The sequence below is a fragment of the Rothia endophytica genome (assembly GCF_039543885.1).
In the GTDB taxonomy this organism is placed as follows: Bacteria; Actinomycetota; Actinomycetes; order Actinomycetales; family Micrococcaceae; genus Rothia; species Rothia endophytica.
Genome location: NZ_BAABKP010000001.1, coordinates 419169 through 433898, shown reverse-complemented (window position 1 = coordinate 433898; position 14730 = coordinate 419169). Strand labels below are relative to the sequence as shown.

The following is a 14730-nucleotide window of genomic DNA, read 5'->3' as shown; positions in this document are numbered from 1 at the left end:
GGGCACTAAGCATATAACAATACGCAAGTAGAGAACCTCCCAGCAAAGCTAACCGGGCTCTTCCCTACCTGCGTATCGTAATATGAAAACTTATACCAAAAAGGATTAGCTCAACTTACCAATGATTGCTTTATTGAACGCCTCAAGGTCGCCAGGATTACGGCTAGTAATGAGGTTGCCGTCTACAACTACTTCCTCATCTACCCAATCGGCGCCAGCATTTTGAAGATCCAGCATGACGGAAGTGTAGGAAGTGAGCTTCCTGCCTTCTACCTTGTTGGAGTCGATGAGCAACCAGGGTGCGTGGCATATTGCCGCAACGGGCTTCTCTGCCTCAAAGAACTGAACGGTGATGGAGCGAGCCTCAGGGTTAATGCGCATTGCATCAGCGTTGAGGGTGCCGCCGGTGAGTACCAGTGCGTCGAATTCTTCAACGTTGACGTCTGCCAGTGCGAGATCGGGGGTGAAAGTATCTGCCTTCTCCCAGTCACCGTTCATGCCCTGAAACTCTTTACCCTCGGGTGCTGCAAGTGAGACCTGCGCGCCAGCATCTTTAAGTGCATCGCGAGGTGAGGTAAGCTCAACCTGCTCTACGCCCTGACTGGCGAGAATAAGTACTTTTTTGTTGCTAAGGTCAACCATGATGTGCTCCTTAAATCTAGTGAGACTCTAAAAACTTATTTTTTTAACATTACTCGTATAGGGGGATATATACAAGATTTTTTCGCAGTTAGCGCATCTGGCTAACATAATAAACAGATGTTACTCACCTCTCTTCACGGCCCCCAGATAAATCTGGGAGAGCAAAGCAGCTAATAACGTTCGATGCGGTACTCAGTTTAAAAGGTTTATTAATTAGAAGGTTTATTAATTAGAAGGTTTATGTTAAAAAGGGTTATTAATTAGAAGGTTTATCGATACGTTTTCTACACCATGAGTCCACTCTTACTTCAAGGCCGCTGCTAAAAACTGTGCCGAAGCACTTTCTGTTGAAGTCGCAACTTCCGCTGGGGTGCCAACGGCCACGATGTGACCGCCTTCTTCTCCTGCGCCCGGGCCCATATCAATCACATAATCCGCAGCTACAATAACTCGCATATCAAGCTCGACCATCACGACAGTATTACCAGAATCAACTAAAGTCTGAAGATGAGACATCAAACGGTCAGCATCAGAACTATGTAAGCCTGTAGTGGGTTCATCAAGTACGTACACAGTGTCACCGCGTTGTCCCCGCTGCAATTCAGTGGCTAGTTTAACGCGCTGAGCCTCCCCACCAGATAGCTCAGTCGCAGACTGACCCAAACGCAGATACCCCAAGCCGACATCCCTCAACGCAGCCAATGAACGCTTAATATCCACTTCGCCGTCGAAAAAAACCAGAGCTTCCTCCACGTTCATTTCTAAAATTTGGGACACATTCTTACCACGCCAGAGAATTTCCAAGGTGCTCGACTGATAACGAGTGCCGTGACAGTCTGGACACTTTGTATACACCGAGGGCAAGAAGAGGAGCTCTATCATCACCGACCCCTCACCTTCGCAGGTGGGGCAGCGTCCACCAGCTACATTGAAGGAAAATCTACCCGGTTTATATCCACGACGTTTGGCTTCTGCAGTCTCGGCAAAACGTCGTCGTACCTGATCAAAGAACCCTGTATAGGTTGCAATATTGGAACGAGGGGTTCGCCCGATAGGTTTCTGATCGATGGCAACCACACGGCGTATACCGCTTAAGTCGCCTTCAACAGCTCCCTTCGTCTCAGGGGCCTGCTCGGCTCTTAAAATTTCATCTCCCTCGACGGATGTTTCATCTACCGGGCGCGTTTTACCTAGGCGATCAGCTATCAGCTGAGGTAGGCACTGGCTGATTAAGCTAGACTTCCCCGAACCTGAAACACCTGTGACTGCTGTAAGAACACCTAGAGGAATGTCTACATCTACGTTATGAAGATTATTTCGGCTGACTCCAGAAAGTTTTATCCACTGCTCGGGTTTCCGAGGAGTATGCGGTGGTAGCCCACTGCCTCCGAAGAGATAGCCACGTGTAAGGGATTCCTGAACGCGGGCTAAACCATCAACTTCACCGCTGTAAAGGACTTGACCCCCATGTTCTCCAGCTCCTGGTCCTACATCTACAATCCAGTCAGCATGTTGGATTACTTCCATAGAATGTTCCACCACAAACAGACTATTTCCCCGTGCTTTGAGTCCGTCAAGAACGCTAAGAAGCGCACGGGTATCTTGAGGATGTAGTCCAGCAGAAGGTTCATCTAATACGTAGACCACACCAAAAAGATCAGACGTCAGCTGAGTGGCTAAGCGCAAACGTTGCAGTTCACCACCGGAGAGGGTGGGAGTCATCCGATCGAGAGAAAGATAACCCAAGCCGAGGTCAATGATGGGGCGAATCCGCTCAATGAGGCCAGCGGCCAACCGAGAGGTAGCGGCAAGTTTTTCAACAGGCTGGGGTGGAGCCTTATAAGCTTCCGGTTCTTTCTCAGCAGCAGGTTCACTTGCGTGACTGACCGACGCTGTAGCTTCTGCTTCCGTTGTCTGGTGCAACCCTTGCCCCATCGCTTCTTTTTCATCTGCATTCGGTGAGATGTTGCGTGAAGCATCTTCAACAGCTTTATCAAGAAGATTGGTTAGATCATAGAGAGGGATCTGGGAAAAATCAGCAATATCTAACCCTGCAAAGGTTACGGAGAGGGCCTCTGGTTTGATGCGTTTGCCGTGGCAGGCGGGGCAAGGGATGGATGTGAGGAACTGCGCTACCTTGCGTTTCATGGAGGCACTTTTAGTATTGGCAAAAGTGTCAAGCACATAGCGTTTTGCGCCCACATATGTGCCGCTGTAGGAGGGTTCAACCTGCGCTTTTTTAGCCGCTTGAGCCTCAGCAAGTGTCATACGCGAGTAGACCGGCACATGAGGCGTTTCGTCCGTATAAAGAATCCAGTCGCGATCTTTTTTGGGGAGATCTTTCCAGAGGACATCCACATCGTATCCAAGTGCCACCAACACATCTCGAAGCTGATGACCGTGCCAGGCGGTAGGCCAAGAATCTATGGCTCGGTTGCGGATGGTTTTGGTGGAATCGGGAACCATGCGGTCTTCGGGCACTTCATATACTCTGCCAATTCCATAGCATTCAGGGCATGCACCCTGCGGGGTATTGGCAGAGAAATCTTCTGCGTAGAGCATGCTCTGATGTTCTGGATAGTGGCCGGCGCGTGAATACAACATACGAACCAGGCTTGAGATGGTGGTGAGGCTACCAACGGTTGATCGTGAGTTTTGTCCGCCTCGCTGTTGTTGTAGAGCGACAGCGGGGGGCATCCCTGTAATGGAATCGACGTCGGGCACTCCCGCTTGATCAATCAGACGGCGGGCATAGGGGGCCACTGACTCTAGGTAACGGCGTTGCGATTCTGCATAAAGGGTTCCAAAGGCAAGGGAAGATTTACCTGATCCTGAAACACCGGTAAAGACTACGAGAGCGTCCCGGGGCACAGAAAGGTCGACATTACGCAGGTTATTTTGACGTGCGCCCAATACTTGAACATTTGGCTGGATATAAGTTTCTTTATCTGTGGGGGATTCGGGTAAATAGCTCATAGATGAATCTGACCAATCGCTTCTGTGGGAGGCACATGCAGCCTCAAAATCGTTATGATTTCTTGTCGCTTGCCACTTTACTGCCTCCCTAGAGGATTCGTAGACCTCGACTTTTTTCTTCTCTTTCACTGGGGGGGGGTGAAGTTTTTGGTCTGGGATCACTATGCTAAGGTTACTGAAGAGCTAAAAGTAATATGGAACCGATGAGATGCTCGCTCTGCCGAGAGATCATTGTCCTCTAACGCTTTAGCTTTTACCCTAAGAGCTTTTTTATGGAAAAAAGCAGTGAGGAAAAATCATGACAGATAAAAACCGTGCAGTAGTATTCCACGGCGTAAAAGATATGCGCGTGGATACCCTTGAATTCCCTAAGCTAGAAATGCCTAACGGCAAAAAGGCTCCCCACGGTGTAATCGTGAAGCTACTTGCTACCAATATCTGTGGCAGTGATTTGCATATTTACCGTGGCTCATTCCCTGTACCCGAAGGTATGGTGATGGGTCATGAAATGACGGGTGAAGTTGTAGAAATCGGTTCAGATGTTGAGTTCCTCAAGCCTGGCGACATCGTCTCTGTACCTTTCAACGTAGCGTGTGGTCGTTGTCGTAACTGCCGCAACGGACGCACAGAAGTATGTGAGACCACTAATCCCGAGGTTTCGTGTGCCGCATATGGATTCAACCTCGGTGGCTTTGTAGGCGGTCAGGCAGAATACATGTTTGTGCCTTACGCTGACTTCCAGCTTCTTCGTTTCCCTGACAAGGATCAGGCGATGGAGAAAATTCTTGACCTAGCAGTACTTTCCGATATTTTGCCCACCGCGTTCCATGGTCTCATGGAGGCTGGTGTGAAGGCTGGATCAACTGTTTATATTGCAGGTGCAGGCCCAGTAGGTCGCTGTGGTGCTGCTGCTGCTCGTTTGCTGGGCGCATCTTGCATCATCGTGGGCGACTACTATGAAGATCGTCTAGAACTGGTTCGCCGTAATGGTTGTGAAACCATTAACTTGTCTGAGGTTGACTCACTCAACGATGCGATTGAAGCTATCCTTGGTACTCCCTATGTTGACTGCGCAGTTGACTATGTAGGTAATGAGGCACACGGGCTGGGTCAAGAGGCTGAAGAGACCAAATCATCCTATGCTATCAACCAGGTTTTGGATGCGACTCGTCCCGGTGGAGCAACCGGTATCGTAGGTGTTTACGGGGCTAATCCTAAGTCTCCAGTTCCTGCTGAGCGCGAGGGTATTTACTCCCTCAACTTCGGCGATGCTTGGATCAAGTCACCTCGTATTTCCGGTGGTCAGGCGCCTGTTATGCATTACAATTACGATCTGATGATGTCAATCTTGTGGGATCGTATGCCTTATCTTTCAGATTTGCTCAACATCAAGGTCATCAGCCTGGATGAGGCGCCTCAAGCGTATGCAGATTTCGATAAGGGTTCGGCATTGAAGTATGTTATTGACCCCCACGGCAGTCTTCCTGCCGCTCGGTAAATAAATTCTGTGAGAAGGAGAGGTATTCATTAAGGGTGCCCTGGCACCACTGAAAACACCCCTCTCCACCACTGCCCTGCGTGAATTGATGAACCCGTTTACCACCTTCACATCCGCAGGTGCCCTGCCGGTCTTGCTGCCCCTGATAGGGGTGGCAAGACCGGCTTACTTTAAACCTTTATTAGCCAAGGTCAATAAATCCAGTCGCTGATCCATACAGTTAAATAAACTTCACGGTATATAAGGTTAAAGAAGAGTTCTTCTCCCCCACCAGCATGCATATAGGTTGCGTCATTTTTTGCAAGCCTGCTCTGTCACGAGAATATGGTGTTCAATGTTTCTTGGAGGAAAACACCTCGCTCAGTCACTTGAGGCACACCGCTAGGGACGCGTGGGTGACGATGACTGACGTGGATACAGTTGATCCCTCTTGTTGGTTGAGTGAATAAATTTCTGTAGCCACCAAGCATCTAAAGGACGCCAGCGTAAACTGACCCTATGCTTATCTCTCAGTTCAACTCCGTTGCTGCGCCGTCCTCCGCTGATGCACGCTTCACCGAGCAGACGGCGGTGGTTGGTGGGAGCGGTCATGTGGATGCCAACGAGCTACTGGGAAAATTCACCACCAGTTTCAGTCAACTCGATAGCCAGCCGGACGATTTTGCACTGGTAGTGAGCACCAGCGGTTCAACAGGAGCCCCTAAACGAACCGCACTCACTACTGCCGCCCTGGCCGCTTCAGCACGAGCTACAGAAGCCTTCACAAGCACCGATAACGCTCAGTGGCTCCTGGCTCTGCCATTGCACTACGTTGCTGGCACCCAGGTTGTGGCGCGGTCAGCCTTAGCGGGCACCACCCCGGTACTTACTAAATCCATCAGCAGCGGTGGACCTTTTAGCGCGCAAGACTTTGTGAGCAGTGCCAGCGCGCTGACCGCCCACCACCGAATGACATCGCTAGTGCCCACCCAGCTGCATAAGCTACTGGAGACAGCGGAGAGAAACCCCCAGATGAGCAGTGAGATTTTGGATGCTCTGCGTAGCTTTGACGCGTTGCTGTTAGGCGGTGCTCCGGCAAGCGCCGCCCTCCTTGAGCAGATGCTGCACCTAAAAGTGCCGGTGCTAACCACCTACGGCAGCGCTGAAACCGCTGGGGGCTGTGTCTACTCGGGAGCTCCCCTGCCCGGCGTCCAGGTGCAGATCGAACCAGAAACAGAGGAGGACGCCGCATCTGGTAGCGGCCGTATCTGGTTGGGTGGCCCCACCCTAGCGTCCGGTTACCTCGATGACCCGCAACGCACTACTGCCCATTTCTTTACGGGCCCCGATGGCACCCGCTGGTACAAAACTGATGACCGCGGCACCTTCACAGGCTCACTCACGGTGCTAGGAAGAGCTGATGACACCATCATCACCGGAGGCCTTAAAATAAGTGCCGGGGTGCTGGCTCGTCTGCTTGAAACTCACTCCTCTGTGCGCGAGGCGCTAGTTGTTGGTCTGCCGGACGCCCGCTGGGGGCAGGCTCTCGTAGCAGCTCTAACCCTGCGCCACAGTCACCCGGGGGCAGAAAACCCAGAGCCTCTAGACCCGCAGGGCCCGCTAGCCACCCAGCTCTCTGATCTGGTGACCCAGCACCTGGGCAAAGCTGCCGTCCCTAAACTCACTCTGGTCTACACCGACTTCCCCACGCTCTCCACCGGAAAGCCAGACCCAACCACCGTCACCTCCCACCTTGAGCAGTATCACCGGCAACAGTGAGCGACCCCAACTGCCTTACTCAGCCAATCGTGCACGTCCAGAGGCAAAAAATGAGACAATAGTGTGTATTTGCCTGCCCCGGGTACCCGGGGCAGTAATCAAAGGAAGCGAGATAACGTGGCAACTGTTGCACAGTGGATTCAAGGAGCACGCCTTCGCACCCTGCCCCTTGCCGTTGCCCCCATCATCGCAGGGTCAGCCGCCGCCTACGAGGTAGGCGAACTGCACCACTGGCGTGCCCTGCTCGCTTTCTTGGTTGCCTTCTTCTTGCAGGTGGGCGTCAATTACGCCAACGACTACTCAGATGGTATTAGGGGCACAGACGAGGTTCGAGTCGGTCCTCTGCGCCTGGTCGGCAGCGGCGTAGCCTCCCCCCGCTCGGTCAAGATGGCTGCTTTCATCTGCTTCGGTCTAGCGATGTTGGCGGGGCTGGGGCTGGTCTACCTTTCTCAGCAGTGGTGGTTCCTTGCTATCGGAGCTTCAGCAGTTCTGGCTGCCTGGGGTTACACCGGAGGTAAACACCCCTATGGCTACATGGGTCTGGGCGATGTTTTTGTCTTCATCTACTTCGGTTTGGTCGCCACTCTGGGCACCATGTTCACCCAGACAGCCCACCTGACCTTGACATCTATCGTGCTGGCAATTTCTATGGGCCTATTCTCTTGCGGGTTGCTGATGGCTAATAACGTGCGTGATATTCCCACCGACATCGACGCCGGCAAACGGACCCTCGCCGTCCGCCTGGGAGATACTATCTCTCGCAGAACCTACGCGGCAGAGATGATGCTGGGGCTGGGCCTCATCGTGGTGTTAGTGCCCAACAACCCCTGGTTCGCCCTGGTCTTTATCTTGATTGGCCCGGTGCTGCATTCCTCACTAACGGTTCTATCTGGTGCCCGCGGCCTTGCCCTAATCCCCATCTTGAAGCAGGCAGGCTTTGTAGCGCTTGCTTACAGCTTGCTTGCTGCCCTAGCTGTGGCGCTGGCGCCGCTCGATGTATTCACCGAACAGATTTCGGTCTTCACCGGTTACTAAAACCTCATTCACTAGCAGAAAAGGTGCACCTGTCAGTACACCTTTTTCTGAGGTTGTCGCACAGCTCTGTACGCTTTGGACAAATGCCCGGGTCTTAGATATCTATGCCCTCTTGTTTGCGGGCTTCCTCATCCAGCCCATCTTCAAAGGCCTGGTTTTCTTCTTCAACCTTGCTCTTGGCTGGGCGTCGCTTGAACCAGCCATTAAAATCGGTAGCAGCTGCCAGATGGAGTTTGGGGAAAGCCAAATAGCTGATGGCGAAGCCGATAATCGCGCCACCAAGAATTGACAGGTAAAGCCCTGCACCGAAATAATAGGCTACAAAGAAAGCCGCAGTAGCTAGGGCAAGACGGATGATGGTGTACTTCAGAAAATTCACTGTTTCATTCTAGCTGACGCACCCGGGGTGTTGCAGGCAACGCTGTGAGCGCACAAAGCCGCCCTATACATTGCTCTCGTGTCACACTGGTAGGTATGGGTAGAGTTATATTAATTATTACCGGTGGCGCACTGCTACTAGCAATCTGGATTTATGCAATTCTTGATGCTGCGCAAGCGGAGAGCCAAAAGGTGCGCACCCTGCCCAAGGGCGTTTGGGTAGCGATCACTTTCTTGTTCCCGCTGGTGGGATCAGCGCTCTGGTTCTGGCTTGGGCGGCCCCGCAAAGATAAGTTCGGGTCCTTTGGCGCACCGCTTGAAAGGCCCCCGGTCGCTCCGGATGATGACCCCGAGTACCTGCGCTTTCTTGAGGCCCGCGCCAAGCGTGAACGCGAGGACCGCGAACGCCAGAATCGCGCAGCAGGTCGCGGTGACAGTGAAGAGCATCGAGATAAGGATGACGACGAGCAGCCAGATAGTGGCAGCCAGCCCGGTGAGCGTCCCTAGTTTCTCCGTTTGAGAGCACCCGCCCTGTCTTTAAAGTATCCCTATAGTGGGTGCCTGCTGTATGAGGCGGGTATTTTTCTGTCCTTATGCAACGATGGCAGCCTAAAATGCTGCCCGTCTTGAAGAACTGGGCTTTGGCAGGCTCAAAGACGGTTCACTCTACCCGTCGCTCTCCAAGCTTGAGGACGCTGGCGCCGTCACTGCTGAATAGATTGAAGGCACCGGAGGCCCAGCACCTCGTGAATACAGCATCACGCCCAAGGGACGTGCCCGGCTGGCCCGAGAACGCGCCAGATACCTAAGCCGATCTCAGGCCGAAAGAATACCCGCTGACCTCACCAAAGGTCAGCGGGTATTTACTGTTCTAGTAAGCGCTAGCGCCTATAGACCTGAGTAAGAATGCAGGCCAGAGAAGTAAACGTTCACCACCGTGAAGTTGAAAATAATGCAGAGATAACCCACGATAGACAGCCAGGCTGAGGGAGGGCCGGACCAACCGCGGGTGGCGCGGGCGTGCAGGTAGGCTGCGTAGACCACCCAGATGATGAAGGTCCATACTTCCTTGGTGTCCCAACCCCAGTAGCGTCCCCAAGCCTTTTCAGCCCAGATAGCACCGGCGGCCAGGGTGAAGGTCCACATCACAAAGCCAACAGCGTTGAGGCGGAACGCAAAATTCTCCAGGGCAGTGGAAGAGGGGATCAGCCGCATAAAGCCAAGTCGGGTGAGCTGAGTGCTCTGGTCAGCAATAATCTGACGTTCGCGTGAGGTCTGCACCAGCTGCAGAATTGCCATAGCAAAGGTGATGGTAAAGATTGCTGATGCCAGCACCGCAATCGACACGTGAATCACCAGCCAGTAGGACTGCAACGCGGGCTTGAGTTGGCCCACGGGCGTTGGGAAACCGATGGTCGCTGCGGTCATCATGGTCAGCGCCAGACCCGAAACCAGCACACCCACAAAGCGTAAATCACGGAACGTGAGGGCAATCAGGTAGACCAGGACGACCAAGAAAGCGCCGGTGGTGCAGAACTCGTACATATTGCCCCAGGGCACACGGTTAGCGGCAAGAGCACGGCTCAGCACACCCGCACAGTGAATAGCAGCACCCAACCCCAGGATCACCACAGCGGCGCGGGCAGCCGGGCGGCGGGCACCGGTGTAGCGCATATCTGCATCGGCTACGTGGGCCTCAATTTTCTTGGCTGCTGAGCGCTTATAGCTCATTCCTCGTTCGCCGGTCCCCTGCTCGATACCGCTGATACGAGCAGACTTTGCAGAGCCTGAAAGCGCACCTGCGCCCACCAGCTCACGTTCCCTAACCTGTGTCTCTTCAAGGCGTAGAGTGGTGCGGGAGTTAGAGGCGATGTCCCAGGCGAAGGAGATAAATGCAACCATGTAGGTAACGGCGGCGAGGTACATGAAAAGCTCGCTCCATTGGGCAAGGTTTTCGCTAATTTCAGGCATAGTCACTCATTTCGTTGGGGAGGCAGGCAGTGGACGCCGGTGCGCTGTGAGCAGGGTGGTTTAGTTTATGCTTCATCAAATTCTAACCCCCATGCAGATGCAAAAAGGTCAGTCAAGCGGTTGGCTTCGTCCGCAAGTCGCGGGTCTTCACCGCGGGCGAGCAGGGCATATTCGACGGTGAGCACGCGGTCTGCGCCCTCACCACTGCTGTGGGCACGCACCCAGACGCGGCGTCGTGCCACGAAAAGAGAGATGATGAGACCGATAAAGAGCAGAATAAAGGAGACCAGCGCAATGGGGCGACCGGGGTCTGAGCGGATTTCAAGGCCCACATACCGTTTGACGCCCAGCATTTCAATGGTGCCGTGACCTTCAGGGAGTTGTACCGATGGTTTAGAGCCATCGAGCACAATACCGTTGCCCTTAGCCATGGTGTTGAGGTCTTCTAGGCTGTCAACATCAAGCACATAAACATTCTGTGGAACTCCGTCGTCAAGCCCCAGGTCGCCGGTATACGACTGGAGCACCAGCATGGGGTTGTAAAGATCTGAGTCAATAGAGGTGGGTGCACCGTACTCGGTTTCACCGGTAGGCAGGAACATTCCCACAAAACCCAGTTGACCGGGCTGAGCATCGGGCACCTTAAGCACGATGGAGGAAAGGTAGCTCATGCCGGAGGTCAACCCCACAACGGGCCCCTCATAGGCGATGCTGCCATCATCATTGGTTACACGAACAATGGGGGCATACCCGTTGCCCAAGAGGTAAATACTGGTGCCCTCAATATAGATAGGCTCATTCACCTTCAGGGTTTCAGTGCTACTTTCGCCTTTGCTGTCCGTCAAGGTCATTTCAGCAGTGTAGTCAATGTCGTCCCCGTAGGTGGGTGACCCCTCCTGCCGGTCGTAGGCAACTTCAAAACTATCTAGGGTCGCAGAGTAGGGGTTGAGCCAGTCAGGGTTGTAGTTGGTACCAGGGTCAAAGGAGTCATAGCTAATAAGGGAGTTAACGAAGGTCTCGCCTTCAACCACTACTTTCTGCCCACTGTAACCAAAGAGGGAGCCCGCGCCGAAGGCCACCAGCACACCAATCATGGCTACGTGGAAGAGGATGTTACCGAACTCCCGCAGGTAACCGCGTTCAGCACCTACGCTCAAGACACCGGGAGCATCTTCACGGGTTTCTACGCGGTAGCCACGCTTCTTGAGCACCGCCGCAGCGTCGTCGATAGCCCTTTTTGCATCTAGATTTCCAGCACCTGCTGGGATTGTCAGGGTTCGGTGCTGGGGTAGTCTGCCAAAATTCTTGGGAGTTCTGGCAGGAGGCGTTTTCATGGAGCGGTAGTGTTTTGCCGCTCGGGGTAGCACACAGCCAATCAGTGATATGAAAAGGAGGAGGTAAATGGAGGCAAACCACACGGAAGAGAAGACATCAAAGAGCTGGAGAAAATCAGCAATCGGCCCCCAGGTAGGGTGCGCTTCGATGTAGTCGTTGACCTTGGTGGGATCTTGAATGCGCTGCGGAAAGATGGAGCCGGGTACAGCTGCAATAGCGAGCAACAAGAGCAAGAAGAGCGCGGTGTTCATCTTGGTCAGCTGGGTCCATGCCCAGCGGAGCATTTCGAGAGGCCCGAGCGCTACAGCGTCTTTAGTATCAGCCATGGTTTCCTTGGAGCGTAAGTGAAATGTGAAGTTTAGATGGGCAGTTCATAGACTGGCATTGTGGCCTGGAACCAGGACATCATGCTGGTCCATGCCCCGGTAGCTATGAGAACGCCGATGATGATGAGCATGAGCCCGCCTAGCCGCTGCAGGGTTAGCTTATGTTTGCGCAACCAGCCCAGGGTGTTCACTCCCCTACTAACTGCAAGGGCAACTAACAAGAAGGGCACTCCAAGACCCAAGCAATACGCTAGGGTGAGCGCAATCGCCTTGGTGTTATCAGAACCACCGGTATAGACAAGTGTCTGAACAGCGGCAAAAGTGGGGCCGATGCAAGGTGCCCAGCCCAGCCCGAAGGTGATGCCTAGGATAGGCGCTCCCCAGAGCCCGGCGGGCGGTCTTTTCTCAATCTTTCGGTCGCGCTGAAAGAAATTGAAGCGGCCCATAAAGACCAGGCCCATGAGAATGACCAATAGCCCCAGCACCAGATTCACCCAGCTCTGGCCTCGCAGCCAGGGAGCGGCTCCCAGCTGAGCCAATACCACTGACATCAGCACAAAAATAAAGGAGAACCCCAACACGAAGAGCCCGATACCGGTTACGGTACGGGCTGTACGGGCTCGCGGGCTCATCTCAGCGCCAGAAAGACCACTCACGTACCCCAAGTACCCGGGGACCAGAGGCAGGACGCAGGGAGAAGCGAAAGACACCAGCCCGGCAAGCGCTGCAATGGGCAACGCCAACCAGAGCGAACCGTCTAGAACGATGTCCCCGAAGTTAGGCATTCGCCTGCTCTTCAAGAATGGTGCGCAAGATCGAGGGATCGATCTGCCCCAGGATGCGTGCAGCAACCCTACCCTGAGCGTCCAGAACTACGGTGGTGGGTACGGCCTGGGCCGGCACATACTTGCTCAACCCCAGAAGCACCTTGCCGTTGAGGTCCCGGTAAGAAGGGTATTCAACTCCGAAGTTCTTTTCGAAGGCTTCAGCCGTACCCTTTTCATCCCGCACATTAGCCCCCAGGAAGGTGATCTTATCGCCGAAAGTTTGGTGCAAAGAATTGAGCTCCGGGGCCTCAATACGACAAGGAGCGCACCCTGCATACCAGAAGTTCAGCATTACGGGCTTGCCGCGCAAGCTTGCTGCGCTCAGGGTACTGCCATCAAAGAGCTCGTTTTCGAACTCAACCGGTTCTCCGCGCTCAGCCTCAGCGTATTCGGTGACGCTGCCATCGCCCGCGATATATCCTTTAGAGTCTCCTGCATTAGCCTGAGCAGCCAGTGAATCTTCATCAGCTGAGCAAGCGGTCAGCAAAGCTGCGCCCCCCAAAAGGCCCAGGCTCAGTGCCTGTTTACGGCTGAAACGCGGTGAGATCGGTGAAGGCATGGTGCGGTGCTCTCTTCAGTGAAACTAGACGATGTATTTAGCCAAAGCTCTATTATGACCCGGGTAGCTGAATGACACCTGAGTACAACTCAGCGGCAGGCTCAGTGTAGGTCAGACGCGGCGTACCGGGGCTGAAAATATCATCGAAGTGCAAAGAAGTAATAGAGGCCAGGTTAGTCTGGCGTTTGCGGGGATCGTGGGGTAGCAGCCCACCCTCAACAGAAGTACGTGCCATCCAAATAGGTAGCTGGTGGGACACAATAATCGCCTCAGCACCGGCTCCACCCTTCTCATAAGCGGTGCGGGCGGCATCCTTAATAGCTTCGACCATACGGGTCATTTGCTGGCGGTAGGGCTCACCCCAGGAAGGACGCAGGGGGTTGAGCAGGTGCGGCCAGTGGGCAGGGTGCTTTAGCAGTTCGTCCTTGGTGACGTGCAGACCCTCAAAATAATTGTCAGCCTCAATAACACGCTCATCGTGCACCGCGGTCAAGCCCAGCAGCTCCTCAATAGGGGCAGCTGACTCCTGAGTGCGAGTCAATGGAGAGCAGACCAGATGCACAATATTGGCACCGGCATCAGCACGGCGCTTAAACTCTTCGGCTGAAAGCCGCACCATCCTCTGCCCAGCCTCTGACAGGTGGTAACCCGGCAACCTACCGTAGACAATGCGCTGGGGGTTGTGAACCTCACCGTGGCGCATGAGATGAACGGTAACCGGTGCTTTTTCTGAGGAAGTCATCACACCAGTGTCTCAAAGATAAGGCGCCGGTGCCAGCGGCGACGTCCTCATCACTACTCCCGTCTCCAGCAGGTTTCAGGCTGCCAGTTTCTTTTCCAGTAGCTTAGTCAGGCGGCGAGCATTAACCTGCCAAAAGTCTTTGACTTCCCCGTCGATGAGCAAGACCGGGATTTCATTCTGATGCCGTTCAAAAAGCTGGGGATCATTTTCAATATTAGTTTCGGTAAAGCTCAGCCCGAAGCGGGCGGCAACTTCACCCGTCGTCTGCCGCGCAGCTTCGCAGAGGTGGCAGCCGGGCTTGGTTAACAGTTCAATCGTGGGAGTGGCCATAGGACCACTGTAGCGTTAGGTGCTAAAACAGCGCGAGCCCCGCACAAACTGTGCGGGGCTCGCGGTGAAGAATTTACTTCTTGTTGCGACGCTGGTGGCGAGTCTTGCGAAGAAGTTTACGGTGCTTCTTCTTAGACATACGCTTGCGGCGCTTCTTGATAACTGAACCCATCGGATTCACCTCACTTATTAAATAGTGGTCGATACCCGGCCGAACGATGCTCGCGCACGGCAAGCCTTTCGGTAGCTATCCGGGCGTTATACCGGTATAAACGCTCCAATACACGCTATTTTGGGCATACATAACCCTAGCGCGTGAAAAAACGCTCTTCAGTCAAGAGTACAGGGTATGC

14 protein-coding genes are annotated in these 14730 nt (G+C 53.8%); 4 read left to right on the top strand and 10 right to left on the bottom strand.

Translation table 11 applies throughout. The features are described from left to right. Window positions 1-105: 105 nt before the first annotated feature. Window positions 106-642 (bottom strand): type 1 glutamine amidotransferase domain-containing protein, encoded by a 537-nt coding sequence (locus ABD982_RS01950; protein ID WP_345444064.1) that lies wholly within the window; start codon window positions 640-642, stop codon window positions 106-108. A 303-nt stretch (window positions 643-945) separates the two neighbouring features. Continuing rightward, complete coding sequence (locus tag ABD982_RS01945; RefSeq protein WP_345444061.1) at window positions 946-3618, bottom strand: excinuclease ABC subunit UvrA; 2673 nt, start codon at window positions 3616-3618, stop codon at window positions 946-948. Window positions 3619-3916: 298 nt separating this feature from the next. Between ABD982_RS01945 and ABD982_RS01940 the strand changes: the two genes are divergently transcribed. The 3 genes from ABD982_RS01940 to ABD982_RS01930 all read left to right on the top strand — a co-directional run bounded on the left by ABD982_RS01940 (window position 3917) and on the right by ABD982_RS01930 (window position 7909). Continuing rightward, window positions 3917-5116 carry an alcohol dehydrogenase catalytic domain-containing protein gene (locus ABD982_RS01940; protein WP_251379322.1) on the top strand — a complete coding sequence of 400 codons (1200 nt, stop codon included), beginning with the start codon at window positions 3917-3919 and terminating at the stop codon, window positions 5114-5116. Between the two features lie 498 nt (window positions 5117-5614). Next, window positions 5615-6874 (top strand): AMP-binding protein, encoded by a 1260-nt coding sequence (locus ABD982_RS01935; protein WP_345444057.1) that lies wholly within the window; start codon window positions 5615-5617, stop codon window positions 6872-6874. 117 nt (window positions 6875-6991) lie between these two features. Then, complete coding sequence (locus tag ABD982_RS01930) at window positions 6992-7909, top strand: 1,4-dihydroxy-2-naphthoate polyprenyltransferase (protein ID WP_345444054.1); 918 nt, start codon at window positions 6992-6994, stop codon at window positions 7907-7909. A gap of 94 nt (window positions 7910-8003) precedes the next feature. Here ABD982_RS01930 and ABD982_RS01925 read toward each other — a convergent pair whose 3' ends face one another. Beyond that, on the bottom strand, window positions 8004-8288 hold the full coding sequence (locus ABD982_RS01925; RefSeq protein WP_345444051.1) for a DUF4229 domain-containing protein: 285 nt from the start codon (window positions 8286-8288) through the stop codon (window positions 8004-8006). Window positions 8289-8383: 95 nt separating this feature from the next. Here ABD982_RS01925 and ABD982_RS01920 point away from each other — a divergent pair, with 95 nt between their 5' ends. Further along, a complete protein-coding gene (locus ABD982_RS01920; protein WP_345444048.1) occupies window positions 8384-8794 on the top strand; it encodes a PLD nuclease N-terminal domain-containing protein in 411 nt (136 codons plus the stop codon). A 381-nt stretch (window positions 8795-9175) separates the two neighbouring features. Here the strand turns inward: ABD982_RS01920 and ccsB are convergent, their stop codons facing one another. The 7 genes from ccsB to ABD982_RS01885 all read right to left on the bottom strand — a co-directional run bounded on the left by ccsB (window position 9176) and on the right by ABD982_RS01885 (window position 14549). After that, window positions 9176-10258: a c-type cytochrome biogenesis protein CcsB gene (ccsB, locus tag ABD982_RS01915; RefSeq protein WP_345444045.1), complete on the bottom strand. Its 1083-nt coding sequence runs from the start codon at window positions 10256-10258 to the stop codon at window positions 9176-9178. A 65-nt stretch (window positions 10259-10323) separates the two neighbouring features. Continuing rightward, window positions 10324-11919, bottom strand: coding sequence for a cytochrome c biogenesis protein ResB (gene resB, locus ABD982_RS01910; protein ID WP_345444042.1), 1596 nt, complete (start codon window positions 11917-11919; stop codon window positions 10324-10326). Between the two features lie 32 nt (window positions 11920-11951). Then, window positions 11952-12704: a cytochrome c biogenesis CcdA family protein gene (locus tag ABD982_RS01905; protein WP_345444039.1), complete on the bottom strand. Its 753-nt coding sequence runs from the start codon at window positions 12702-12704 to the stop codon at window positions 11952-11954. Continuing rightward, on the bottom strand, window positions 12697-13305 hold the full coding sequence (locus ABD982_RS01900) for a TlpA family protein disulfide reductase (RefSeq protein WP_251379330.1): 609 nt from the start codon (window positions 13303-13305) through the stop codon (window positions 12697-12699). Before ABD982_RS01900 ends, ABD982_RS01905 begins: the two co-directional genes overlap by 8 nt. Before the next feature lie 52 nt (window positions 13306-13357). Then, window positions 13358-14047 carry a histidine phosphatase family protein gene (locus tag ABD982_RS01895; RefSeq protein WP_345444033.1) on the bottom strand — a complete coding sequence of 230 codons (690 nt, stop codon included), beginning with the start codon at window positions 14045-14047 and terminating at the stop codon, window positions 13358-13360. 75 nt (window positions 14048-14122) lie between these two features. Next, window positions 14123-14377, bottom strand: a complete 255-nt coding sequence (locus ABD982_RS01890) for a glutaredoxin family protein (RefSeq protein WP_345444030.1) — start codon at window positions 14375-14377, stop codon at window positions 14123-14125. Between the two features lie 73 nt (window positions 14378-14450). Next, window positions 14451-14549 (bottom strand): 30S ribosomal protein bS22, encoded by a 99-nt coding sequence (locus ABD982_RS01885; RefSeq protein WP_005504750.1) that lies wholly within the window; start codon window positions 14547-14549, stop codon window positions 14451-14453. Window positions 14550-14730: the final 181 nt, after the last annotated feature.